The organism is Parasulfitobacter algicola (genome assembly GCF_013315265.1).
GTDB lineage: Bacteria > Pseudomonadota > Alphaproteobacteria > Rhodobacterales > Rhodobacteraceae > Parasulfitobacter > Parasulfitobacter algicola.
Genome location: NZ_JABUFE010000001.1, coordinates 587,975 through 609,709, shown reverse-complemented (window position 1 = coordinate 609,709; position 21,735 = coordinate 587,975). Strand labels below are relative to the sequence as shown.

Sequence of the window (21,735 nt, the reverse complement as noted above, 5' to 3'; positions counted from 1 at the left end):
GTCTATAATTAATACATTTTATAGACTGTACAGTCTTAATTTATCACAAACGTGTTATATACGTCTGTGCCAGTTGAAGTGATCATACCAGCCGTGGAATAGTCATTGCGATACTCTGGCTTGGCCTAAAACACGGAATAAAGTTGTAATCGTTGAATGCAAAAACCTTTGGGTCGCAAAGGGCTGTTTAGAAATTCTGACGGTATTCAGGACGAAAATGTACCTATCTTTATCAGCTGTAAATGTGAAGACTACGTCACCATTGCCATCTGAGAAAACCATCGACCCAAACCGCTCTTAATAAAGCCCTTTCAAACGATGCTAAAGGGCGCCACATTATCGGCGCCCTTTCTTTTTCTTATTCATCCAAAACGGAGGTATATCCCCGGCCATCATGCAGCCGTAGGGATCGATATAATCCACAATATCAGCCAGATCGAACCTGTCGATTTGGCGCACCACATTGGCTGCGTTTTTGTAAGACGACGGCAGTTCAGATGGATCAATACCGCCCGCAGGGAATCGGATATCAAGACCTTGCGTTTCGACGTCTAACGCCTGTTGCGCCGTCATCCCACCCATCCGACGCTTGTGTTCAGACCGCGAGAAATTGCGCCCTGCCCCATGAGGAGAGAATCCGAGCGCATGGTCTGCGTCCTTGCCACGTACAACCAAGACAGGTTCGGACATGTTCAGCGGGATCAACGTCAGCCCGGTGGCATCATGCGCATAATCCCCCCAAGCAGGGGTCGCCCCCTTGCCGTGATAATAAAGATCACCCCGTTTAAAGACGAAGTTATGTTCGTTCCAGAAGCAATCACCAGGTTGCGCGCCGGACCGTTCCACAGTTGCCTGATGTATGGCGTTGTGATTGGCTTTGGTCCATTTGCGTATCAGCTCAAGGGCAGCCCAGTAGTCTTGACCGTCTTCCGTATCCGCCGGAATCCATGCGTTTTGTTTCAGCGTATCTGGCGACAGCTTTTTGCGATATTTCTGAGCAACTTCCATTCCGAGTTTGTACAAGACCGCCCCCGGCCCTCGAGAACCATGGTGGGTGACAATAGCCGTTCGCCCGGTATTGCGGGACTTACCCACAAACAAGAAATGGTTACCGTCCCCTTGGGTTCCCAGATGTTCTACCGCCATGCGAAGGATTTTGGGATTGTTCAAAAACCGGTTCTCGCGGAATTCATCCATCAGTTTTTGCGACAAGGTAAAGCGTTTGCCATTCTGACGACCACCGGGGCCAAAGTGGGTAACCTTTTCGGCCGCATCCAATACCGCCTTAGGATCGATATCGCCCAAATCCGTCATCATGACTGAACAGCAGATGTCAGCCGAATGCATCCCGGGATGGATCGCGTTTTTCACCGCAACAACCCCACCAACCGGGATCGTTCCTAATGGACCTGCAGGACAGGCATCCGGCATCACCGCAGCCGATACGACTGTGGGTGTGCGGATGACCTCAGTCATGGTTTCGCGGACTTGTTCAAGGTTTTTGACCTCATCTTCGTCGTCTGACGCTTCAATATTTAAGTGAAGCTGGACATCGCCCGCTTTCTGCAGCGGACGCGTTGGGGGTGCAGGCGGGGGCTTCATGCCCTGCAGCTTGGCCTGGATCTGCTCAAGCTCAACGCCAGCAGCATTCGCTGCCTGCGCGATCTCTAAAAGCCGACCAAAGTCAGGTCCGGGGGTATGCCCCCATTCCTTAAGGTGATCACCTGTGATTTCTGGTTTTGTCATTTTCTTTTTCGCTTATCTTTGTTTCAATCCACTTGGTTGTTTTGGTGTCCGGTTGAAACGCGTGGTACTCATAGCAGTCGGAAAACTGCGTACCGACATGTTGTCCGCATTGGCAAACACGATTTGGACCATCCATACCCGATATGTCACAGCAGCCCGAAAGACGTTTGGTCAGCGGTGTCAGCCCGACTTTTTCAGACAAGTCAGAAAGATGAATCCATGCTTCGTTTGCAGCAATTGTTTCTCTCTGCATTTTCTTATGCTTTATGATCGCGTCTTCCGCCAGCAAAAGAAAACGTCCACGTGGCGTGACAGGTTCCCCCACGGCAAATCGACACAGTTTTTCCATTTCTGTATTGGTGGTGATTGCGATCAATGGATCGGTTAGCTTTGCCTTACATTTCCTGCAGATGAGTGTTTTTGCTATCTTTTTCATCATCTTCACTTTCATATCAAACCACGTCTGAAACAAGCTGTTTGCAGGATGTGTCTCCGCCACCAGATTGCTCTGGGCTGGCCTTGAACCAGCGATCTTACTCGCGTACGAGTTACCTGTACGCCGCAGTGATGCCGGACGTGGGTTCGAGGGACAATTCGTGCGTGAGATGCGTTTCTGCAATCGGTTAAAACGATGTAATCCCACGGGCATTTCTCCTGTTTTTATAAGTCCCCGGCGACAAGGAAAGGGTGAAACGTTACGCGCTCTATCCGCTGAGCTATCCCGCCATGGTAGCAGGAGTGGGATTCGAACCCACGACCTCGACATCCACAATGTAGTTCCACTCAGCATTCGCCAGGGATGATTTCGGATCCGGCAACAAGGGTTGGTGAAACGTTTCTGCTCTACCAACTGAGCTACCCTGAAAAATAAACAGGGGCGGGGTTCGAACCCGCGACAGGATGTAATTCCACCAGCATTTGCCGGATTGTACGTTGAATGCAGACACACGCGGTATGAGGTCCCGCCCATGCCAAAGAGCGCCCGCAAGAGTGAGGGAGTCGAACCCACAAGTTCCTCTGATCGTGCCCCCGCGCATGTCAGCATTAAACGCAAAGTTGTTGGTCTTGGCGACAAGAGTAAAGAAACAGTCTGGGGTCCCGCCCAAGCCTAGGGCGCATTGCAGTGGAGAGGAGTCGAACCTCACGGATTATCCCAATTGTTGGAGCAATGTAGTTCCTTTGGCATTCGCCAAGCTGTTTGTGTGTCTGTCCCGGCGACAAGGGGTCGGTGAAACAATCACCTGCGCGTATTTGTTGCCAAACCGCCTTCAGGTCCTTGATGTAGTTCCACCAGCATTCGCCGGGTCGTATTCCTTTCATTCCAATCGGCGTCTTACGATCATTTGGACGACAAGAGGTTTCGCCAAGGCGTGACGTCACCCACGCATTTCCGAGAGTTTCTATTCTTCTGTTTCTCGGGTCAGGCGATCACCGCCTGACCCTCATGTTTAGACCTCCACAGCTTTGATCTGGCCAACCCAATGGTCCGGCCCCATCTTACCCGTTGCAAAGGCCGCGATCTGATCAAAGACCGTGTCCGAGAACCCGCCGATGTTCAGCACGTCCTCACGCTCTTTGGCCTGCGTAGTTCCGTAGGGGGCGATGTCGATGCAGACCAGCTTGGCCTTTGAGTTACGGCTTTTCAGCTTCTCCCATGCTTTCATCATCACCGTCCCAGCGTTACCATATTGGCAATGTGCCCACGACTGGTTGTCCGACACCATGATCACCAGATCAGGGGCACGCCCCTTGGCCAGCAACCATTCCAGTGGTGCGGCGCAGTTTGTTCCACCACCCCACTGTTCTGCCAAACGCGCAGCGTTTGTCAGGATCGTATCGCGGGGTTCCAACCGCAAACCACGCACCTTCATCTCAAACGGCAACACAGTTGCCGATGGATTCTGGCGCAGGATCGCCGCAGAAACAAGGCCTGCCACATCCACAAAACGCATCACTGTGGTGGCACCTTTACGGTAACCAGTCACAGCCCCAGACATAGACCCGGAAACGTCCGGGCAGACCACGACTTGGCCATGCAGTTTTGGTACGTTACGTACCGAAAGCTCCATCGCGTCATGCAGCGCATCCCGGATTTCAGCCGGCATATCAGCAGAAAGTGCCTGATAGGCAGTCATCAACTGATACGGGAACACCCGTGCTTTTGCGATCTTTTCAGGATCGCGCAGGGTGGCCGCTATATGCGCCCGCATCTTGGGCAAGGCCAACACTCCATGACGCTGAAACGTGTTCAGGTTCATGCGGGTCATCTGCCACGATGCGTTTTCAGCGATCTTTGCCCAGTGTTTTGTGGACAACGGCAACTGCGTCAGCATCTGGAACGGCACATCTGGGATCTCTCCCTTGCCGATTTCCTTAAATCGAAGGAAGTCCTGCACAGTCACAGGCAGCAACGCGACATCACATGGCCGCCCGATGATCCAGGCAAACAACGCTTCACGTGCTTTGCTGCTAGGCTTTGGGTGCACCATCTTGATCACATCCGCCAAGGACGGGTCGTTGCCGACATTGGCCTGCAAGATCGCCCGATCAGACGCATCATTCAGCCAGTTGGCCACCATCCGCTTTGGCGCAGAGCCAAGCGACTTACGCCCTGTTTGTCCAGATCGCATGATCTGTACGAACGTCCGCAGCATTTTGCCATTGTCCACAACACGTCCGAAAGCATGCCGAAACAAGACCGGGTCACGACCGGCCAGAACAGCCAACAGCAAGGCAGGCATGTCCTTCATATGCCCGGACTTACGAGTATAGACGGCAGTTTGCGCCAGAAATGACGGATCAACCTTATTTGCCAATTCCAAGGTGCGGGACAATTCGTCCAGCGGGTTTTGGTAATATGTTGCACCAAAGGTTCCAGTCATCGCGACTTGGGCCAAGGCATGTGCATCAGAGTATCGGTAGGCCGGCGCACCCGCAACGTTTCGGGTATTTGTCGCAGGAAGCAACCGGCCTTTGATTGATGCAAACACGGATTTGTTTGCCATTTCTTCCGTCCTTCATTTGTTTAGTGAGACTGTTTTCGTTGATATTGCCCCTAAACCGAAGAAAAAATGAAATCCACTTAAGTATCTGTTTTTAAAAAAATAAAGAAGATCTCTTCAAATACGCTAGAAAAATATTTATTGATATAGATAGTGATTTATTAATATGGATAGTATTATGAGGAAAAATGTTGTTATTGGCTTTTTGGGTACGAATCTAGATGCAGGCAAGCGACGTCGCTGGCGGCCTTCGGTACAAATTGCCCAGCATCCTGACTTTCCGATTGATCGGTTTGAACTGATTTACTCTGGTCGCTGGCTTAGCCTTGCCGAAAAGATCAAAACTGACATTGAACTGGCCAGCCCCAAAACAGAGGTGCTGCTAAACCATATCGACATTCAAGATCCGTGGGATTTCGAAGAAATGTACGGTGCGATGTATGATTTCGCACGCGACTATGGATTTGATGACGAACGCGAAGACTATTACATTCACCTGACAACCGGGACACATGTTGGCCAGATTTGTTGGTTTTTGTTGGCCGAGGCGCGCCATATCCCAGCCAAGCTGGTGCAGACAGGTCCACCACGCAGCGAAGAGGATGGGCCCGGCACCAAGCAAATCGTTGATCTGGACCTGTCCAAATACAACGCGTTACAACAACGTTTCGATCTGGTCACACGTGAGTATAACACGCTTCTGAAAGGCGGTATCGAAACCCGCAACCCTGCTTTTAATGCTATGATTGACCGAATGGAGGTTGTGACTTCGAATTCTGACGCACCTTTGCTGTTGATTGGGCCAACGGGGACGGGCAAGTCCGATCTGGCCAAGCGCTTATACGAATTGAAACTGCAGCGTCGTCGCATCAAAGGACGGTTGGTCCATGTGAATTGTTCCACTCTGAAGGGTGAACGCGCGATGTCGACACTGTTCGGGCATCGACGGCAAGCCGTTCCGGGGGCAGGGGCAGACAGACGCGGTTTGTTGCAAGAGGCGGACGGAGGTGTTCTGTTCCTTGATGAGATAGACGAACTTGGCCTTGACGAGCAGGCCATGATCTTACACGCGATTGAAACCGGGAAATACCTGCCGCTTGGATCTGATTATGAGGTCACCAGCCGCTTTCATTTGATCGCAGGTGCTGGCAAAAACCTTGCTGAAATGGTGGCCAACCAACGTTTTCGGGCAGATCTGTTCGCACGTCTCAATCTGTGGACATTTTCGCTGCCTGCTTTGCGTGACAGGTCCGAAGATATTGCAGCCAATATTGCGTTCGAACTTGAACGCATGGAAAAATTGCTTGGAAATCGCATCGCATTTAATGCGGATGCCCAGGCAGCCTATCAGAAGTTCGCTACTGACCCCGGCACACATTGGCCTGGTAACTTCCGCGATCTTAGCGCGTCGATCCAACGGATGTGTACGCTTGCACCCCGTGGGCGGATTACGCAAGCCATGGTGACAACCGAGATTGAGACACTGACGACAACATGGCACAACGCAAGCCGTGATCCTGACATGCAAATTCTTACACAATACTTGGGCGAAAACGCTGCAAATATTGATGAATTCGATCGCGTTCAACTGGCCGCTGTCATCCGCGTGTGCACGCAAAGCGCCAGCCTAAGTGCCGCTGGCCGCCGCCTTTTCGCAGCTTCTCGGGCGGCAAAGACAAGTCGGAATGATGCCGATAGGCTGCGCAAATATCTTGAAAAGTTCGGACTGGATTGGCGCACCTGCCAAAGCTGAATGGTCATCACGCATGAGCCGTTGCCAATTAGCTACACAATTTTGCCTAAGCAATATTATGTTTGCCAGAATCCAACTTCCAGCCTAGATCAGCGCTCCAATCGGTCCATGGATCCAATTTTCAACCCAAGCCAGGAAAGGGCAACACATGACACTTCATCGCAACGCCCTTCAGGGTCAGATCGCCGCTTAAGCCACATACCGGCCTATTGTGATCTCATGCGCTAACACTGTGGTTAGCATCTCTACATTATGAATAATTGGGTATTACTCCATGGGCAATTCTGTCTTGGGTGATCGCACGTCTGCTGTGAACAGTGACGGCGTAATCACTAAATTCTATACATCTGCAGCTTGGATCGAAGGTCGCGCTGAACAACAACTTGAACACGTCGCCGGATGGCCCGGCGTTCGTAAAATCGCCGCCTTTCCTGATCTGCACCCCGGAAAATACGGGCCCGTTGGGTGTGCCGTATTGGCGGATCGGATCTATCCGCAGCTCATCGGCAACGATATCGGCTGCGGCATGTCATTGTTCCAGCTTGATATGCCTTTGCGCAAATTCAAGATGGAAAAGGCGATGCGCCGAATGCGGGTGCTAAGCGAGCCGGTCACTGACGATATTGGTTCGCGGCTTGAGGGGATTGGTATAAAGCCAGATATGTTTCCGACGTCTCTTAGCACGATTGGCGGTGGCAACCACTTTTGTGAAGTGCAAACGCTTGCGGACAGTGACACTGACTTTTGTCTCGACAAGTCAGCGATTTACCTACTTGTCCACTCAGGATCACGTGGCTTTGGAAATGCAGTTCTGGGCTCTATCCCTCAGGGCGCATTTTCAGGGATGCATCCCAATGACATCGCCACATCGAATTATGTAAAAAGCCACGACAAAGCCGTTCTTTGGGCAAGCCTAAATCGTCAGATCATTGCTGAACGTGCCGCCGAAGCATTGCGCACGGATCTGCATCTGATTGTTGATGCACCGCACAATATACTGACACAGCATGGTGACGGCTGGCTGCACCGCAAAGGGGCGGCCAGTGCTGTCAGTGGTCTTGTTCCACTGGCCGGATCGCGGGCAACACCCAGCTATTTATTGCGGCCGACGGATCAACCTGATGCGTTGATGTCCACAGCACACGGGTCGGGTCGCCGCTATGACCGGTCCTCTATGCATGGGCGGGTACGGGCCAAACGATCTGATATTGATGCGATGCAACGCACGTCCTTTGGTGGCCGCATCATTTGCGAAGATCGCGATTTACTGATCGAGGAAGCACCAATAGCCTACAAATCATCGCAAAGCGTTGTGGCCGATCTGGAAGCAACCCGTGCAGCACAATCAGTTGCAATGTTCCACCCGCTTTTGACCTTTAAGAAAACAAGAGACGGAGGTCGGACATGAAACACAACATGCCAATTTCCCTTCTGATCACCAGTGGCAATGGACCTGCCGAATGCAATCAGGCCATAGCCGGTGTTTTACAGCATATGCTGGACGAAGCCGAAACAATCGGGCTTGAGCTGGATGTCAACACCACGCCTTCAAAGCATGGTGCAAAGTCCGCTGTGATTATTGTTCACGGCCTTGGGAACGATGCGTTCGCCAAACGCTGGTGCGGGACGATCCGTTGGCGCGCCAAAAGCACGTTACGGCCGAATCACAAGCGCGCAAATTGGTTTGTTGGTGTTTTCCAATTGACGCAGAACGTGACCGTAAAAGTTGAGGTTAACCCAAGTGATGTCATGTTTGAAAGCTTCCGCGCAGGTGGCCCCGGCGGGCAACACCAGAACACGACAGATAGTGCAGTGCGGGCAACGCATCGGCCAAGCGGATTGACAGCAGTTGCCCGCGAAATGCGGTCGCAACATCGCAACAAAGCCTTGGCACTAGAGCGCTTGCAAACCTTGATGAATGCGCAAGTTACAGCAGACCATCAAGCCCAAAAGACCAATCAGAACCAGCTTCATAACTCTCTGGAGCGTGGCAATCCTGTCCGTTGCTTCAAAGGCACCAGCTTTCGTGAGGAAAGATGTGGGTGATGGGTATGATTGATAGTTTTCTTATCGATGCATTGAAAAGTGACTTCTTCGCTGGCGGTCTCGCTTTGGGTGCCCTTGGCATTGCTGTCGCGTCTTTGCGCGTCATTATAATGGCGCTCTATAAAATGGTCATGCGTCGCGTTTGGGTTAGTCTGACACTGGATAACCGCAGCGCGGCCTATCGCCATTTTTGCATTTGGATGGAACATAACAATGTTCTGTCCAAATCGCGGCATGTGCGGATGACTGATGGTAGATGGGCCAGCGGCACAAAGGGGTACGCCCCAGCACCCGGACGGCATTGGTTTTTATACCAGGGTAAGGTTTGCTGTCTTGAGCGTGACATTAACGAGAAGTCCAAAATCGGGAATCCACACAGTCAGCGTCCCATGGAAACGTTGAATGTCACGGTACTATTGGGCTGCATTTCAACAATCGTCGGGTGGATTGAATGTGGACGCCAAATCGCACAAGCAAAAGATCGCATTGGTCCGGGGCTGCACATTCTGAAAGGTGATTACTGGGACAACATTGGTGATATTCCACGCCGGTCCTTAGATACTGTTGTTGTGGACGACGACTGCGTACAGCGCGTTTTGGAAGATATGCGTTGGTTCTATTCGGCAAGCAACTGGTATACTCAACGCGGTGTGCCATGGCGACGTGGTTATCTGTTTCATGGCCCGCCCGGCACAGGAAAATCCAGCTTGATCCGGGCGCTTGCATCCGAGCTATCTTTGGATATCGCAACTTTGGATGTTGGCAGGACAACGCTGACAGACGACGATTTGCGCGAGGCGATGATCTGCGCGCCGAAACGATCATTGATCGCTGTCGAAGATGTTGATGCCGTGTTCACGCAACGCAAAAATGGGGACAAGCAGACTGGTGTCAGCTTTTCGGGGCTGCTGAATGCTATTGATGGTGTCGCTGCTCAGGAAGGACGTGCATTGATCATGACGACGAACCATAAGAATAAACTGGACCCTGCTTTAATCCGACCGGGCCGTGCTGATGTACATACCGAATTAGGGTTAGTGAATGCCACAACAGCCAGGCAACTGTTCGATCGCTTTTTCCCGAATGAACCATTACTTGCCAGGCGGTTTCAAGAACGGTTGGGGATGCAAAAAACCAGTCCCGCCGAAATTCAGGGTTGGCTGCTGGCAAACAGCTCTGACCCATCAAAAGCGGCATCTGCGACTGGTTTACTTGCTAAGTTGAACCGCGTAGCTGCGGAATGAAGCCGCAGACAATTGTCGCATTCATTTCACAGCAAGGTATAAAAACTGCAATCACATGATCGGCAGCACGGTAATTCTTCGATGTTCAAGAAATATAGGTAAAAAAACCCCGCCGAGTTGGTGTCGGCGGGGTAAGTAAGTGCCTGGCATAGACTCACAGGCACCGGCGGTAACTGAATTATTGAACTCGTACAGGGAGAAATCTAATTGGGTCGATCCGTCATTTCGGCCCGGATCTGTTGACGCAGCAGGTCGATGGGCACCATTTTACCATCGCGCTTAAAACACCAGTACGTCCAACCGTTGCAACTTGGGGCGCCTTCCAGTTTGGCGCCGACCTGATGAATGGACCCTTTGATATCATCGCCGATTAAGGTGCCGTCGGCACGCACTTTGGCCTTGTGGCGGCCATTCATGCTTAACAACTCTTCGCCGGGGTTTAGCATGCCACGTTCAACCAATTGACCAAATGGCACGCGCGGCTCAGCCCGCTTAGAGGTCGTGACCTGCAACGCCTCTTTGTCAAACTTGCGCACTTTGGAAAGCCGCTTTTCTGCAACTTCGCGATAATTGGCCTCCCGTTCGATGCCAATGTATTCGCGGCCCAACATCTTGGCGACTGCACCTGTGGTGCCTGTGCCGAAAAACGGATCCAGAACAACATCACCGGGGTTCGTTGTGGCCACCATCACGCGGTGCAAAAGACTCATTGGTTTTTGCGTCGGATGTGCCTTTTCGCCAGCTTCATTCTTTAATCGTTCGTGGCCCGTACAGATGGGAAGCACCCAGTCACTTCTCATCTGTACGCCCTCGTTCAACGCTTTTAGCGCCTCATAGTTGAACGTGTATTTACTCGCCTCTTCCTTGGACGCCCAGATCAACGTTTCATGTGCGTTTGTCAGACGCTTGCCGCGGAAGTTCGGCATGGGATTTGACTTGCGCCACACCACATCATTCAGGATCCAATAGCCAGCATTCTGCATGGCTGCCCCCACCCGAAAAATATTGTGGTATGAGCCGATAACCCAGATAGCCCCATTAGGTTTCAGCAACCGGCGCGCGGCCGCAAGCCAATCTTGTGTAAACCGGTCATAGGCGGCAAAACTGGAAAACTGGTCCCAGGCATCATCCACCGCATCGACGCGGGAATTGTCAGGGCGATGAAGGTCACCCTTTAGCTGCAAATTATAAGGAGGATCGGCAAAAATCAGGTCAATTGATCCTGCAGGCAAAGCATTCATAGCCTCAATGCAGTCACCATCCACAATCGTGTTCAAAGGAAGCGCAGCAGCGCCCTTTTTGGTCTTTGTCGTCGTCATATCTGCCTCTTGTCCCCGGCGCATTTTCACGCTCGTTGGTTGGGTTAAACATGAGTCAAAGATGATTCGCCGTCAAATTCTTTTTTGAATCAATGACTTGCAGATTTTTCTTGATACAAGATGTTGTGGACAGGTTTGAACGAACGTCTATGAACGGGGGTCACCCCAAGATTTTGAAGTGCTTCCAGATGCGCTTTTGTCGGATAACCTGCGTTTTTTTCCCACCCATAGCCAGGGTGCTGTTGCGCTAAATCCACCATCAATTTGTCGCGGTACTGCTTTGCGATGATTGATGCGGCTGCGATCGACAGTGATTTGCTATCGCCCTTGATCACAGCTTGCGATGCGATTGTCAGCCCGCGCGGGATCAGATTGCCATCAATCAGCACGTAATCTGGCGGATGCGACAAAGCCGCAATCGCGCGCTCCATCGCCAGATGCGATGCGCGCAGAATGTTGATCTGATCAATCTCAGCGACTGACGCTTGCCCAATCCCGATATCGGCGCAAGACATCAAGGCCGTATTCAAGAGCCCACGTTTTTTGGGAGTCAGTTTTTTGCTGTCATCCAACCCATTGGGAATATTTTGCGGATCCAACCAAACCGCAGCAGCGATTACAGGGCCCGCCAAAGGCCCACGCCCCACTTCATCAACGCCCACAATACGAAGACGCCCAGAAGCATAGGCTGCTTTTTCCAGATCAAAATTTGGCATCAATCAAGATGACGTTCGTTTAAAGTGTAACCACAAGGACATTATACGCACTAAAAGCCAATCACTTTTGGAAGCATCTTTTCAACACTATCCAAAGCAGCAAGTTTTTCCAAAGCAGCTTCGGCCTTTTTCAAAACAACTTTGTTTGTTGTGCTTCCAAACATATCATCATCATCCATTAACTTTTCTTTCTTGTAACCAACATCATCAGCCAACTGTTGGTACAAAGTGTTAATGTCTTTTGCCACTATATTGCCGGTATCGCGATATTTAACCTTCGTACTGTTCAAACCACTAGATTTATTTTGGGGATAACTGGGGCTAGAAGGACTTATATGTATAGGCGTCTTTTTCACGTCACTATCTACATGAATGTATGTACCAGTATCCATTACGGTTGATGTAGTTGTTTTCAGATAATCGCAACTCATCACATAATGCAGAAGAAACGCCAGCTTCATACGATCCTGCAATTTTGATTTATTTGCCATCATTGCTGCATTAACCTCAGATGCTTTTTTTGCAATAAACGGGCTTTTCATCGCATCGTTATAGAACTGCATTTTTTCTGCTTCTGACGCATCGCAATTTCGAATATCGCCAAGATCCTGTTTTATTTTATCAAACGTTCTTATGACGCTCTGCCGCACTGATAGCTTTATGTCTTCAATCGTATCTATTTGCATGTCTGCAGAATTGCCCCCAACCGTTTGGCTTGCAATCCCGATGCGTCCTTTGGTCTTTAGTAGCGATACGGATTCTGCTGACATACCGACCCAAATATACTTGGCGACTCTGTTTTTCCCAAATTTCTCAGCTGTACTGTAAACCTTTGAGCCGACAAAGCGTTTCATCCGTACCATATTTTTCATGTATTTCATGGTTCCAGCAGCGCCCAAAACATAGGACATGGGTGCAAATGCGCCAATAAGTGCAACACTACCGACCATGAGTGTCATAATAACAAATTCAGCCTGAATCTGATCAACGTTTCGTTGCCGGGCCAGAGTATCCTGGTAAAATGTATGTGCGTTATCAATGGCAACATTATACGTATCAATTGGTCTAATTAGCCAATCATTACGAATTTCATTTATACTTCCAATCAATGCATCCAATTTTTGATCTGCAGTTTCATTTACCATGTCTTAAATCACCCCATTTTCGAATTAAATAATCAGAAACAATAACAACAAATACTAGCTATAACTCAACTGATAGGTAACGATTTAGCGGTCTGTCAACAGTACGCTTCAAATTGAACAGCCCCTGCTTTACTATCGTGCAAAATAACTAACAAAATGAGCAGCCAAATGACCGATGATCTTCTGCCGGAACAGCCGGATCCATCCAAATATGATGCATCCTCAATCGAGGTGCTGGAGGATATGGAGCATGTTCGCCTGCGGCCCGGTATGTACATCGGCGGCACCGATGATCGCGCGCTGCATCACATGGTGGCTGAAATCGTTGACAACTCGATGGACGAAGCTGTCGCAGGTCATGCCAACTGGATCGAAGTTGAGCTGCATGAAAACTACCATATTACCGTACGCGACAATGGCCGTGGCATTCCAATTGATGCACACCCAAAGTTTCCCGATAAATCCGCACTTGAGATTATCTTTTGCACGCTGAATGCAGGTGGTAAATTTTCAGGTGACAGCTATCAGACATCGGGCGGGTTGCATGGCGTCGGGTCATCCGTTGTGAATGCATTATCTGATCATCTGCGTGTCGAAGTGGCGCGTAATCGCGAACTTTATGCTATGGAATTTTCCCGTGGTATTCCGCAAGGGTCATTGCAAAAAGTAGGGTCTGCCCCCAATCGACGCGGTACGGCTGTCACGTTTCATCCTGATGCCGATATCTTTGGATCGCTAAAGTTCAAGCCATCGCGTTTGTTCAAAATGGTACGGTCCAAGGCATATCTGTTCTCGGGCGTCGAAATCCGCTGGAAATCTGCATTGCCTGACGGCGATATGCCGATGCAGGCCACGTTTCACTTTCCCGGCGGTCTGGCTGATTATCTGTCTGAAACACTTGGGGCGGCCTCAACCTATGCTGAAAAGCCGTTCGCTGGCAAAGTCGGCTTTCAGGAAAAATTCGGTGTGCCGGGATCAGTCGAATGGGCGATCAATTGGACGCCCAGCCGCGACGGCTTCATACAATCCTATTGTAACACCGTACCCACACCCGAAGGTGGCACGCACGAAAGTGGATTTTGGGCCGCGATCCTAAAAGGCATTCGTGCCTATGGTGATCTGGTTAATAATAAAAAAGTCACTCAGATCAACCGCGAAGATTTAAGTGCAGGTGGCTGCGCGTTGGTCAGCTGTTTCATTCGCGAACCTAAATTCGTGGGCCAGACCAAAGACCGACTGTCAACCGAAGAGGCTGCGCGCATGGTCGAAAACTCTGTCCGCGACCATTTCGACAATTGGCTGGCTGCCGATACAAAATCTGCAGGTGCAATTCTTGATTATCTGATCCTGCGTGCCGAAGAACGTTTGCGCCGCCGCCAGGAAAAAGAAACTGCCCGAAAGACGGCTACGAAAAAGCTGCGCCTGCCCGGTAAGTTGACTGATTGTTCTGCGACGTCACGCGATGGAACCGAATTGTTCATAGTCGAAGGGGACAGCGCCGGTGGATCAGCCAAAATGGCACGTAATCGAAAAACACAAGCACTGCTGCCTCTGCGTGGGAAGATCCTGAATGTGTTGGGGGCGGCATCGAACAAGCTGTCCACGAATAATGAAATCAGCGATTTGACCCAGGCGCTTGGGGTTGGCCTTGGAAGCCGGTTCAATGTCGATGATTTACGTTACGAAAAGATCATTATCATGACCGACGCCGATGTCGATGGTGCGCATATTGCATCGCTTTTGATGACGTTTTTCTTTACCCAAATGCGCCCGATGATTGATCAGGGCCATCTGTATCTGGCTTGCCCACCGCTGTTTCGCGTTACCCAAGGATCGCGCCGCGTTTATTGCCTGGACGAAGCAGAAAAGAATGCAGTCATGGTCAAAGGTCTGGGTGGCAATGCAAAACTGCAAGTCAGCCGTTTCAAAGGTTTGGGCGAAATGGACGCAAAGGACCTGAAAGAAACCACGATGGATCCTACCACCCGCAAACTGATCCGTGTCAGTATTGACGAAGACGAACCCGGTCAAACCGGTGATCTTGTTGAACGTCTTATGGGCAAGAAACCCGAAATGCGGTTCCAGTATATTCAGGAAAACGCAAGGTTTGTAGAAGAGTTGGATGTGTAAAAGCGGTTTGTCTAAAATCTTGAAATTCAAATTCGCTTCATCAAATTTCTGAAGACTTCATCTTAAACGCAAAAAAGGGCGCATACTTGCGCCCTTTTTATTCTATTTGCCGAAAATCAGCCGCCTTTGTTGGTCACAAGTGAGAACCAATAACGCGATGTATCTTTGACTGAGTTATTTTTGTCATATGTATGCGCTGTTACGCTGATCTCTGTAAAGTTCAGCTGGAAGTTTTCTTGCGCAACGTTTCCGTCTGACGAGTCATAGTTGTAATATTCAACCAGAACGTCTTTCAGCTCAACTTCCTTGGTCACAAGGTTCGGGTTACCGTTTGTGACAAAATGAATTTTTGCAGGGCGTCCCTGATGGCCAATCCAGCCTTCTTTTTCAAGCTTTGCAGAAGCTGAACAATGTCCTTTTGAACACGTGATGGGGTTGATCGTCACGGTACCACCATCACGGTTTGCAACATCACCCGCTGGTGACTTGAGAAGTCTGTGTACACCGCCGCAGCAAGTGTCGAGTTTAATCCAATTTTCGTATCCCTCTTCTGTTACGTTTCCAGGGATACCGTCAATTTGAAGGTAAATTGGCATTTTATAAGTCTCCAGGTTTCAGTTCATATAAAAAGCGTACCGAAGTACATATTTTGCCGCCGCCGCTAATAAATTCCAGCGCCGACAACTTAGGTTGCCTTGCTTTGAAGGGGCATATCAGCATCAAGGGTGAACTGATTGTCCGCGTCTAAACCAAGTACGACCATCTTTGGCATATTGCCAGAGACGAGCGATTCTAGAAAATAGTCTGCCATCTTTGGAAGAAGATCTTGTGACAGCATTGTTTCAATTGCACGGGCACCAGTATCACCTGCTGCCGCGTTTTCCACTATATATGTTCTGGCAATATCACTGATTGTCAAATCGGTCCCATAGGTTGATTTTGTACGCTCAGAAATTTTAGCCAATTGTAGATCGACTATACCACCCAGAACATCCTTTGTCAGCGGAATATATGGAAGAATTGCAACACGGCCTAAAAAAGCGGGCTTAAAAGTCTCAAGCAATTCAGGCTTCAAGGCCTTTTCCAGTGCGCGGCCTTCAGGCATCGTGTCGGGGTCTTCGGCCAAGGTCGCAAGGGTTTCAGTCCCGGTATTCGCAGTCATGATTATAGTTGTGTTACGGAAATCGACATCGCGCCCTTCACCATCACGCAATGTGCCTTTGTCAAACACCTGATAAAAAATATCCTGGACGCCAGGGTGCGCCTTGTCCATTTCATCTAACAGCAAAACACCATAGGGCCTGCGCCGAACGGCTTCGGTCAAAACACCACCCTCGCCATAACCGACATAGCCAGGGGGCGAGCCCATCAGCAACGATACCTTATGTTCTTCTTTATATTCCGACATGTTGATGACAGTCAGCCCAGAGGGACCGCCGTAAAGTTCATCAGCCAAACCAAGGGCCGTTTCGGTTTTACCCACACCTGACGTTCCAACCAACAGGAAAACACCGGTTGGTTTTCGTTCGTCGGTCAGTCCGGCGCGCGACACGCGCATCGCTTCGGCAAGTTTATCAACTGCAAAATCTTGCCCCAAAACGCGTGCTTTCATACGATCGCCCAAACTGCCGACAACCGTGATTTCATCGCGCATCAAGCGCCCGGTGGGAACGCCTGTCCAACGGGCCACAACAGCAGCAATCGCTTCGTCATCGACCACACGGTGGATCAACGGGCTTTCCCCCTGAACTTGTGACAAAGCACTTTCCGCTTCCGTCAACCGGCGGAAATTATCACCGTCATCGCTAAGGTTATCTTCGATTTCATCAGCCTCGGACACCAATTCCGTTTCTTTTTCCAACTTGGCTTCAAGATTGGCGGCTTCGGCTTTGGCGGCTTCAAGATCGTTGTTCAATGATTGCAGGCGAGCCGTTGATTCATCTGTTGAAAGCTCGGATTGCAATGCCTCAATTTCGGTTTGCAGCAATTCAACTTCGCGTCGCAAATCCTGAAGGGCCGCAGGCTGTGTCTGACGACTTAGTGTGATTGCAGCAGCGGCCGTATCAAGCAAGCTGACGGCTTTATCGGGCAGTTGACGTTCAGGAATATAACGCGCCGACAGCTCAACCGCGGCTCGCAACGCACGATCCCGAATGCGAACGTTATGATGGTCTTTGAAGCGTGGCGCAATTTTCCGCATCATCCGCACTGCGGTTTCAATATCAGGTTCGTTGACTTTGACAGTCTGAAAGCGACGGGTCAGGGCGGGGTCTTTTTCGAAATATTTCTTGTATTCAGACCATGTTGTCGCTGCAATTGTGCGCAGATCACCACGGGCCAGTGCTGGCTTTAGAATATTTGCAGCGTCCCCCTGACCAGATTGCGCACCTGCACCAATCAGTGTGTGTGCTTCATCAATAAATAGAATAATTGGCTTGGATGAGGCTTTGACCTGATCAACGACACCTGTCAGGCGGCGTTCAAATTCACCTTTCACGCCAGCTCCTGCCTGCAAAAGGCTAAGATCCAATGCCATCAATGACACGTTTTTCAGGCGATCCGGTGCTTCGCCTTCCGCAATCATCAGGGCAAAGGCTTCGGCCACAGCCGTTTTACCCACGCCCGCTTCGCCAACCAAAATGGGGTTGTTTTGACGACGGCGCATCAAAATATCGATCATCTGGCGCAATTCAGTATCACGACCGATAACTGAATCGATGCGTCCCGCTTTTGCTTCGGCCGTTAAATCAGTTGCATAAGCAGACAGGAAATCTTCGCCACCAGCAGCGGGTGGCGCAGCCGCATTTGGGGCAGAACTAACATCTTGTGACACAGGTTTTTCGCGGGCGGCCTTTTCAAGGGCTGCCAAATTCATCTTAAGAAGCGATGGCGACGCAACACGCAATGCAGATCGCAAATCGCTTTCTGTGCCAAGGGTCAAAAGCAGTGTTTCAATGCCAACACGGTTTTGCCCAAACCGCAACGACGCCGTCAGCCAGGCTTCGCGCGCCAAGGTGACAATATTTTGCGACATGGATGGGGCTGATCCATGACCACGCTGCAGCGACGCAATCGCAAGCTGTGCTTCTTTTTGTGCTGCGGATGCTTGGCAATCTGCATCGTTCAAAACATCGGCGACATCAGGATTTTCAGCCAGCACATAAACAAAGTGTTCAATCTCAATGGATTTATTTGCGTTTCTAACGGCAAGCGCTGCTGCTTTTTCTAAAGATGTGCGTAATCCGGGATCAAGGTGTTGAATCAATACGTGCAGATCAATCGCAGCCACAATAACTTACCTCAAATATAGGTCGGCGACTTGCATCTGCACTTTTTATGCCGCTACACTTCGCCTGTATATTTGTTAATTTAATGGCATAAACATGATTCGCAACCTAGTTTAGACATAAAGTTTACATAAAGGTGAACGATTTGACGATCGTGCAACGGTTGAGGAAAAAATATTGAACGAACAAGCGCCAATTGAAAGCGATATTCTGGCGTCGGCTATTTCTGCAGATGCTCCTATTGGTGTGGATGTACGTGAAGATGGTCCAGCTCAGGCGCTGTATTACAAGTTGCGTGATTTACGTAGCAACGTTCGTGCAGAAGAACGCCGGATGGAAAATCTGGAAAACATCGAACAGCGTATCGCGCTTTGTCCTGAATGGGTCGAGGTGCGTGATGTCGCACATCAGCTTCTTGCAGAGTACACAAAAGACGTCGAAATATTGGCGTGGTATATTGAAGCTGAAACAAGGTTGTCAGGATTTGAAGGGCTTGCGAAAGGTTTTTCGATCCTGCAGCAGATCCTTGAAAGCTTTGGCACTGAACTGTTCCCACCGCCTGAAGAAACAGACGCTGATAGGTTTGATGCACTAACAGGTCTGAATGGTGGCGGTCGCGAAGGTGCTTTAATCCAACCAATTCGCCTTTTGCCGCTGGTTCCAGACGCGCCTTATGGTGAATTTGCTTTTTGGTATCGCCAGAATGGGCAGGAACCGGAATTATTGACCGAAATGGGTAAAGCCGGCAATACCGCGATGCTTTCCCAGTTGGGCCATATACAATCTGCAATTGCGTCTATCAAAGTCAGCGATGCTATCCTGACGGGAAAATATGGCGCCGATGCACCCCCTTTTAGCCTTATTTACGAAACTTTGGGTGACGTAGAGATGTGGTTGAAATCCCATGTCACCGCGCCGCTTGAAACGACCGAAAATGATGATGAAATCCAGGATAGCGATGTGGCACAAGACACTAAACCTGTGGGTGCAATCACAACACGAGATGAGGCATTTGCAAAATTGCTGGATGTTGCCGCGTTTTTCCGCAAAACGGAACCGCATTCACCCATCAGCCATGCGCTTGAAACGATTGTTCATCGCGGCAGAATGGACTTCATGACATTACTAGAAGAACTGATCCCGGACGAATCCATGCGGCGCAACGTTATGACGACGGCTGGTATTCGGGAAAAGAATGAACCCCAATAAACGGAAAATAGACTATAGGTGTCATGCAACTGTTTAAATGCTGGTACAGAAGTTGGTTTGACGCCAACCGACATACGTGGCTTCATGACATGGAATTTGAGATTTTTGTCAGACGTTAACTAAATCCGAGAGGAATACTATATGGCCAGTGTACACGACAAATTGGAAAAAGTGCGCAAGCCCAGAGTTCACATCAAGTACGAAGTGGAAACTGAAGGTGCGATGGTTGAAAAGGAATTGCCATTCGTCGTGGGTGTTCTTGGTGATTTTTCCGGGGATCCAACCGAAGATCTTAAACCTTTTGGTCAACGTAAATTCGTGCAGATCGATATCGATAATTTTGACGCTGTGATGAAGCGCATGACGCCGGGCCTGCGGATGAAGGTCGAAAATGCACTTACAGATGATGATAGCCTGATGAACGTTGATTTGAAATTTTCCAAAATGGAAGATTTTGAGCCTGCCGCCATTGTGGACCAGGTGCCTGCGCTGAAAAAGCTGCTGGAAAGCCGTAATCAGCTGCGTGATCTGCTAAGCAAGGCCGACCGCTCAGAAGAGCTTGAGCTATTGCTGGAAGAAATCCTGCAAGACAATGACGCAGTCAAGAAAATGGTCGATGAGATCAAGTCACAATCAGGTTCTGATGGAGACAAAGCGTAATGGCGACTAATCCCGAATCCCAAAGCAATACCGAAGTTGTAACCGAAGAAGCCGGTCTTTTGGATCAGGTGATCGGTGCAACCAAGCAAACCGAAGCTGATCGTACGACTGATCTTATGCGTGCGTTGACCGACGCTGCTATGGAAGGCACGGTTACGTTTAACCGAAACCTGACCATTACCTTGACTAAAGCTGTTGAAGAGATCGACGCGAAAATCTCAAAACAGCTGGCCGCTGTGATGCAATCGCCGGAATTTTCCAAGTTGGAAGGATCATGGCGGGGTTTGCACTATCTGGTGAAAAACTCAAATACCAGTTCAAACCTGAAGATCCGCGTTCTGAACGCAAGTAAGAAAGAGATTGGTCGCGATCTGGCAAAAGCCGTTGAATTTGATCAGTCCCGCTTGTTCAAAGCCATCTACGAAGACGAGTTTGGAACACCAGGCGGCGAACCGATTGGTGCAATCGTTGGGGATTACGAATTCGATAACGGTTTTGAAGACTTGGAATGCCTGCAAAACATGAGCTCGATTTCAGCCGCTGCGTTTGCGCCCTTCATCTCGGCCGCCAGCCCGCAGTTGTTCGGGTTTGATGACTATACCGAACTTAGCAAGCCACGCGATCTGTCAAAGATTTTTGATACGGCTGAATATGCGAAATGGCGCAATTTCCGCGCCAGCGAAGATTCCCGCTTTGTCACTTTGACGCTGCCGCGCACTTTGGCACGCGTGCCATATGGCCCACGGACGCGGACGATCGAAGAATTCAATTATGACGAAGCCATTTCCTATGATGGTGATCGCATTCCGCACAATAATTACTGCTGGATGAACGCATCCTATGTCATGGGCGCACGTCTGACCGAAGCGTTCGGAGACACCGGTTGGTGTACAGCCATTCGGGGTGCGGAAAACGGGGGCAAAGTTGAAGGCTTGCCTATGCATCTGTTTTCAACTGATGACGGCGACATTGATATCAAGTGCCCAACTGAAATTGGCATTACAGACCGTCGTGATTCAGAGCTTGGGAATATGGGCTTCTTGCCACTTTGCCACTATAAAAATACGGATTATGCAGTGTTCTTTGGGGCGCAGACAACGCATAAGCCTTTGAAATACGATACGCCGGAAGCGACTGAAAACGCAGCGATTTCGGCCCGTCTTCCTTACATGATGGCAACATCGCGGTTTGCGCATTATCTGAAAGTGATCGGGCGCGACAAAATCGGGTCGTTTATGGAAGCGGAAGATTGCGAAAAATGGCTGAACCGGTGGATCAGCAATTATGTCAACTCAAACGCGGATGCGGCGCCAGAAATGCGTGCGAAATATCCACTGCGGGATGCCAAGATCACTGTTCAGGAAATTCCGGGCAAACCCGGCAGCTATAACGCTGTCGCATGGTTGCGGCCATGGTTGCAGATGGAAGAACTGACAACATCTTTGCGGATGGTCGCACGGATCCCTGAAAAGAGCTGA

General features: G+C 49.9%; 16 protein-coding genes. 8 read left to right on the top strand and 8 right to left on the bottom strand.

What is annotated here, in order from left to right:
• Positions 1–336 precede the first annotated feature (336 nt).
• From HRQ87_RS02955 to HRQ87_RS02945, 3 genes are all read right to left on the bottom strand, one after another.
• Positions 337–1,746: an RtcB family protein gene (locus HRQ87_RS02955; RefSeq protein ID WP_174135032.1), complete on the bottom strand. Its 1,410-nt coding sequence runs from the start codon at positions 1,744–1,746 to the stop codon at positions 337–339.
• Complete coding sequence (locus HRQ87_RS02950; protein ID WP_174135030.1) at positions 1,721–2,365, bottom strand: hypothetical protein; 645 nt, start codon at positions 2,363–2,365, stop codon at positions 1,721–1,723. The genes HRQ87_RS02955 and HRQ87_RS02950 overlap by 26 nt, the downstream gene beginning before the upstream one ends.
• A gap of 829 nt (positions 2,366–3,194) precedes the next feature.
• On the bottom strand, positions 3,195–4,751 hold the full coding sequence (locus tag HRQ87_RS02945) for a vWA domain-containing protein (protein ID WP_174135028.1): 1,557 nt from the start codon (positions 4,749–4,751) through the stop codon (positions 3,195–3,197).
• Positions 4,752–4,926: 175 nt separating this feature from the next.
• On the opposite strand from HRQ87_RS02945, the gene rtcR reads away from it, so the two are divergent.
• From rtcR to HRQ87_RS02925, 4 genes are all read left to right on the top strand, one after another.
• Complete coding sequence (gene rtcR / locus HRQ87_RS02940) at positions 4,927–6,501, top strand: RNA repair transcriptional activator RtcR (protein ID WP_174135026.1); 1,575 nt, start codon at positions 4,927–4,929, stop codon at positions 6,499–6,501.
• Between the two features lie 274 nt (positions 6,502–6,775).
• Positions 6,776–7,909: an RNA ligase RtcB family protein gene (locus HRQ87_RS02935; protein ID WP_174135024.1), complete on the top strand. Its 1,134-nt coding sequence runs from the start codon at positions 6,776–6,778 to the stop codon at positions 7,907–7,909.
• Positions 7,906–8,547, top strand: a complete 642-nt coding sequence (gene prfH, locus HRQ87_RS02930) for a peptide chain release factor H (RefSeq protein ID WP_174135022.1) — start codon at positions 7,906–7,908, stop codon at positions 8,545–8,547. Before HRQ87_RS02935 ends, prfH begins: the two co-directional genes overlap by 4 nt.
• A 5-nt stretch (positions 8,548–8,552) precedes the next feature.
• On the top strand, positions 8,553–9,791 hold the full coding sequence (locus HRQ87_RS02925; protein WP_174135020.1) for an AAA family ATPase: 1,239 nt from the start codon (positions 8,553–8,555) through the stop codon (positions 9,789–9,791).
• Between the two features lie 203 nt (positions 9,792–9,994).
• Here HRQ87_RS02925 and HRQ87_RS02920 read toward each other — a convergent pair whose 3' ends face one another.
• The 3 genes from HRQ87_RS02920 to HRQ87_RS02910 form a co-directional block, all read right to left on the bottom strand.
• Positions 9,995–11,110, bottom strand: a complete 1,116-nt coding sequence (locus tag HRQ87_RS02920; RefSeq protein WP_174135018.1) for a site-specific DNA-methyltransferase — start codon at positions 11,108–11,110, stop codon at positions 9,995–9,997.
• Positions 11,111–11,199: 89 nt separating this feature from the next.
• A complete protein-coding gene (locus tag HRQ87_RS02915; protein ID WP_174135016.1) occupies positions 11,200–11,826 on the bottom strand; it encodes a ribonuclease HII in 627 nt (208 codons plus the stop codon).
• Positions 11,827–11,876: 50 nt separating this feature from the next.
• A complete protein-coding gene (locus HRQ87_RS02910) occupies positions 11,877–12,971 on the bottom strand; it encodes a hypothetical protein (protein WP_174135014.1) in 1,095 nt (364 codons plus the stop codon).
• A 168-nt stretch (positions 12,972–13,139) separates the two neighbouring features.
• Between HRQ87_RS02910 and parE the strand changes: the two genes are divergently transcribed.
• Positions 13,140–15,101 carry a DNA topoisomerase IV subunit B gene (gene parE, locus HRQ87_RS02905; RefSeq protein WP_174135012.1) on the top strand — a complete coding sequence of 654 codons (1,962 nt, stop codon included), beginning with the start codon at positions 13,140–13,142 and terminating at the stop codon, positions 15,099–15,101.
• A gap of 116 nt (positions 15,102–15,217) precedes the next feature.
• Here parE and HRQ87_RS02900 read toward each other — a convergent pair whose 3' ends face one another.
• The gene (locus HRQ87_RS02900; RefSeq protein ID WP_174135010.1) at positions 15,218–15,697 is read right to left on the bottom strand and encodes a type VI secretion system tube protein Hcp; all 480 of its coding nucleotides are present in this window, start codon (positions 15,695–15,697) and stop codon (positions 15,218–15,220) included.
• Between the two features lie 89 nt (positions 15,698–15,786).
• Positions 15,787–18,390 (bottom strand): type VI secretion system ATPase TssH, encoded by a 2,604-nt coding sequence (gene tssH, locus HRQ87_RS02895; RefSeq protein WP_174135008.1) that lies wholly within the window; start codon positions 18,388–18,390, stop codon positions 15,787–15,789.
• A 175-nt stretch (positions 18,391–18,565) separates the two neighbouring features.
• Here tssH and HRQ87_RS02890 point away from each other — a divergent pair, with 175 nt between their 5' ends.
• The 3 genes from HRQ87_RS02890 to tssC all read left to right on the top strand — a co-directional run bounded on the left by HRQ87_RS02890 (position 18,566) and on the right by tssC (position 21,735).
• Positions 18,566–19,597 carry a type VI secretion system protein TssA gene (locus HRQ87_RS02890; RefSeq protein WP_174135006.1) on the top strand — a complete coding sequence of 344 codons (1,032 nt, stop codon included), beginning with the start codon at positions 18,566–18,568 and terminating at the stop codon, positions 19,595–19,597.
• A gap of 141 nt (positions 19,598–19,738) precedes the next feature.
• The gene (gene tssB, locus HRQ87_RS02885) at positions 19,739–20,257 is read left to right on the top strand and encodes a type VI secretion system contractile sheath small subunit (RefSeq protein ID WP_174135004.1); all 519 of its coding nucleotides are present in this window, start codon (positions 19,739–19,741) and stop codon (positions 20,255–20,257) included.
• Positions 20,257–21,735, top strand: a complete 1,479-nt coding sequence (gene tssC, locus HRQ87_RS02880; RefSeq protein ID WP_174135002.1) for a type VI secretion system contractile sheath large subunit — start codon at positions 20,257–20,259, stop codon at positions 21,733–21,735. Before tssB ends, tssC begins: the two co-directional genes overlap by 1 nt.

What these genes read in the sequence shown, in the direction of transcription:
- HRQ87_RS02955 (WP_174135032.1), bottom strand. Translation starts at nt 1,746, where the DNA reads ATGACAAAACCAGAAATCACAGGTGATCACCTTAAGGAATGGGGGCAT.
- HRQ87_RS02945 (WP_174135028.1), bottom strand. Translation starts at nt 4,751, where the DNA reads ATGGCAAACAAATCCGTGTTTGCATCAATCAAAGGCCGGTTGCTTCCT.
- rtcR (WP_174135026.1), top strand. Translation starts at nt 4,927, where the DNA reads ATGAGGAAAAATGTTGTTATTGGCTTTTTGGGTACGAATCTAGATGCA.
- HRQ87_RS02935 (WP_174135024.1), top strand. Translation starts at nt 6,776, where the DNA reads ATGGGCAATTCTGTCTTGGGTGATCGCACGTCTGCTGTGAACAGTGAC.
- prfH (WP_174135022.1), top strand. Translation starts at nt 7,906, where the DNA reads ATGAAACACAACATGCCAATTTCCCTTCTGATCACCAGTGGCAATGGA.
- HRQ87_RS02925 (WP_174135020.1), top strand. Translation starts at nt 8,553, where the DNA reads ATGATTGATAGTTTTCTTATCGATGCATTGAAAAGTGACTTCTTCGCT.
- HRQ87_RS02920 (WP_174135018.1), bottom strand. Translation starts at nt 11,110, where the DNA reads ATGACGACGACAAAGACCAAAAAGGGCGCTGCTGCGCTTCCTTTGAAC.
- HRQ87_RS02915 (WP_174135016.1), bottom strand. Translation starts at nt 11,826, where the DNA reads ATGCCAAATTTTGATCTGGAAAAAGCAGCCTATGCTTCTGGGCGTCTT.
- HRQ87_RS02910 (WP_174135014.1), bottom strand. Translation starts at nt 12,971, where the DNA reads ATGGTAAATGAAACTGCAGATCAAAAATTGGATGCATTGATTGGAAGT.
- parE (WP_174135012.1), top strand. Translation starts at nt 13,140, where the DNA reads ATGACCGATGATCTTCTGCCGGAACAGCCGGATCCATCCAAATATGAT.
- HRQ87_RS02900 (WP_174135010.1), bottom strand. Translation starts at nt 15,697, where the DNA reads ATGCCAATTTACCTTCAAATTGACGGTATCCCTGGAAACGTAACAGAA.
- tssB (WP_174135004.1), top strand. Translation starts at nt 19,739, where the DNA reads ATGGCCAGTGTACACGACAAATTGGAAAAAGTGCGCAAGCCCAGAGTT.
- tssC (WP_174135002.1), top strand. Translation starts at nt 20,257, where the DNA reads ATGGCGACTAATCCCGAATCCCAAAGCAATACCGAAGTTGTAACCGAA.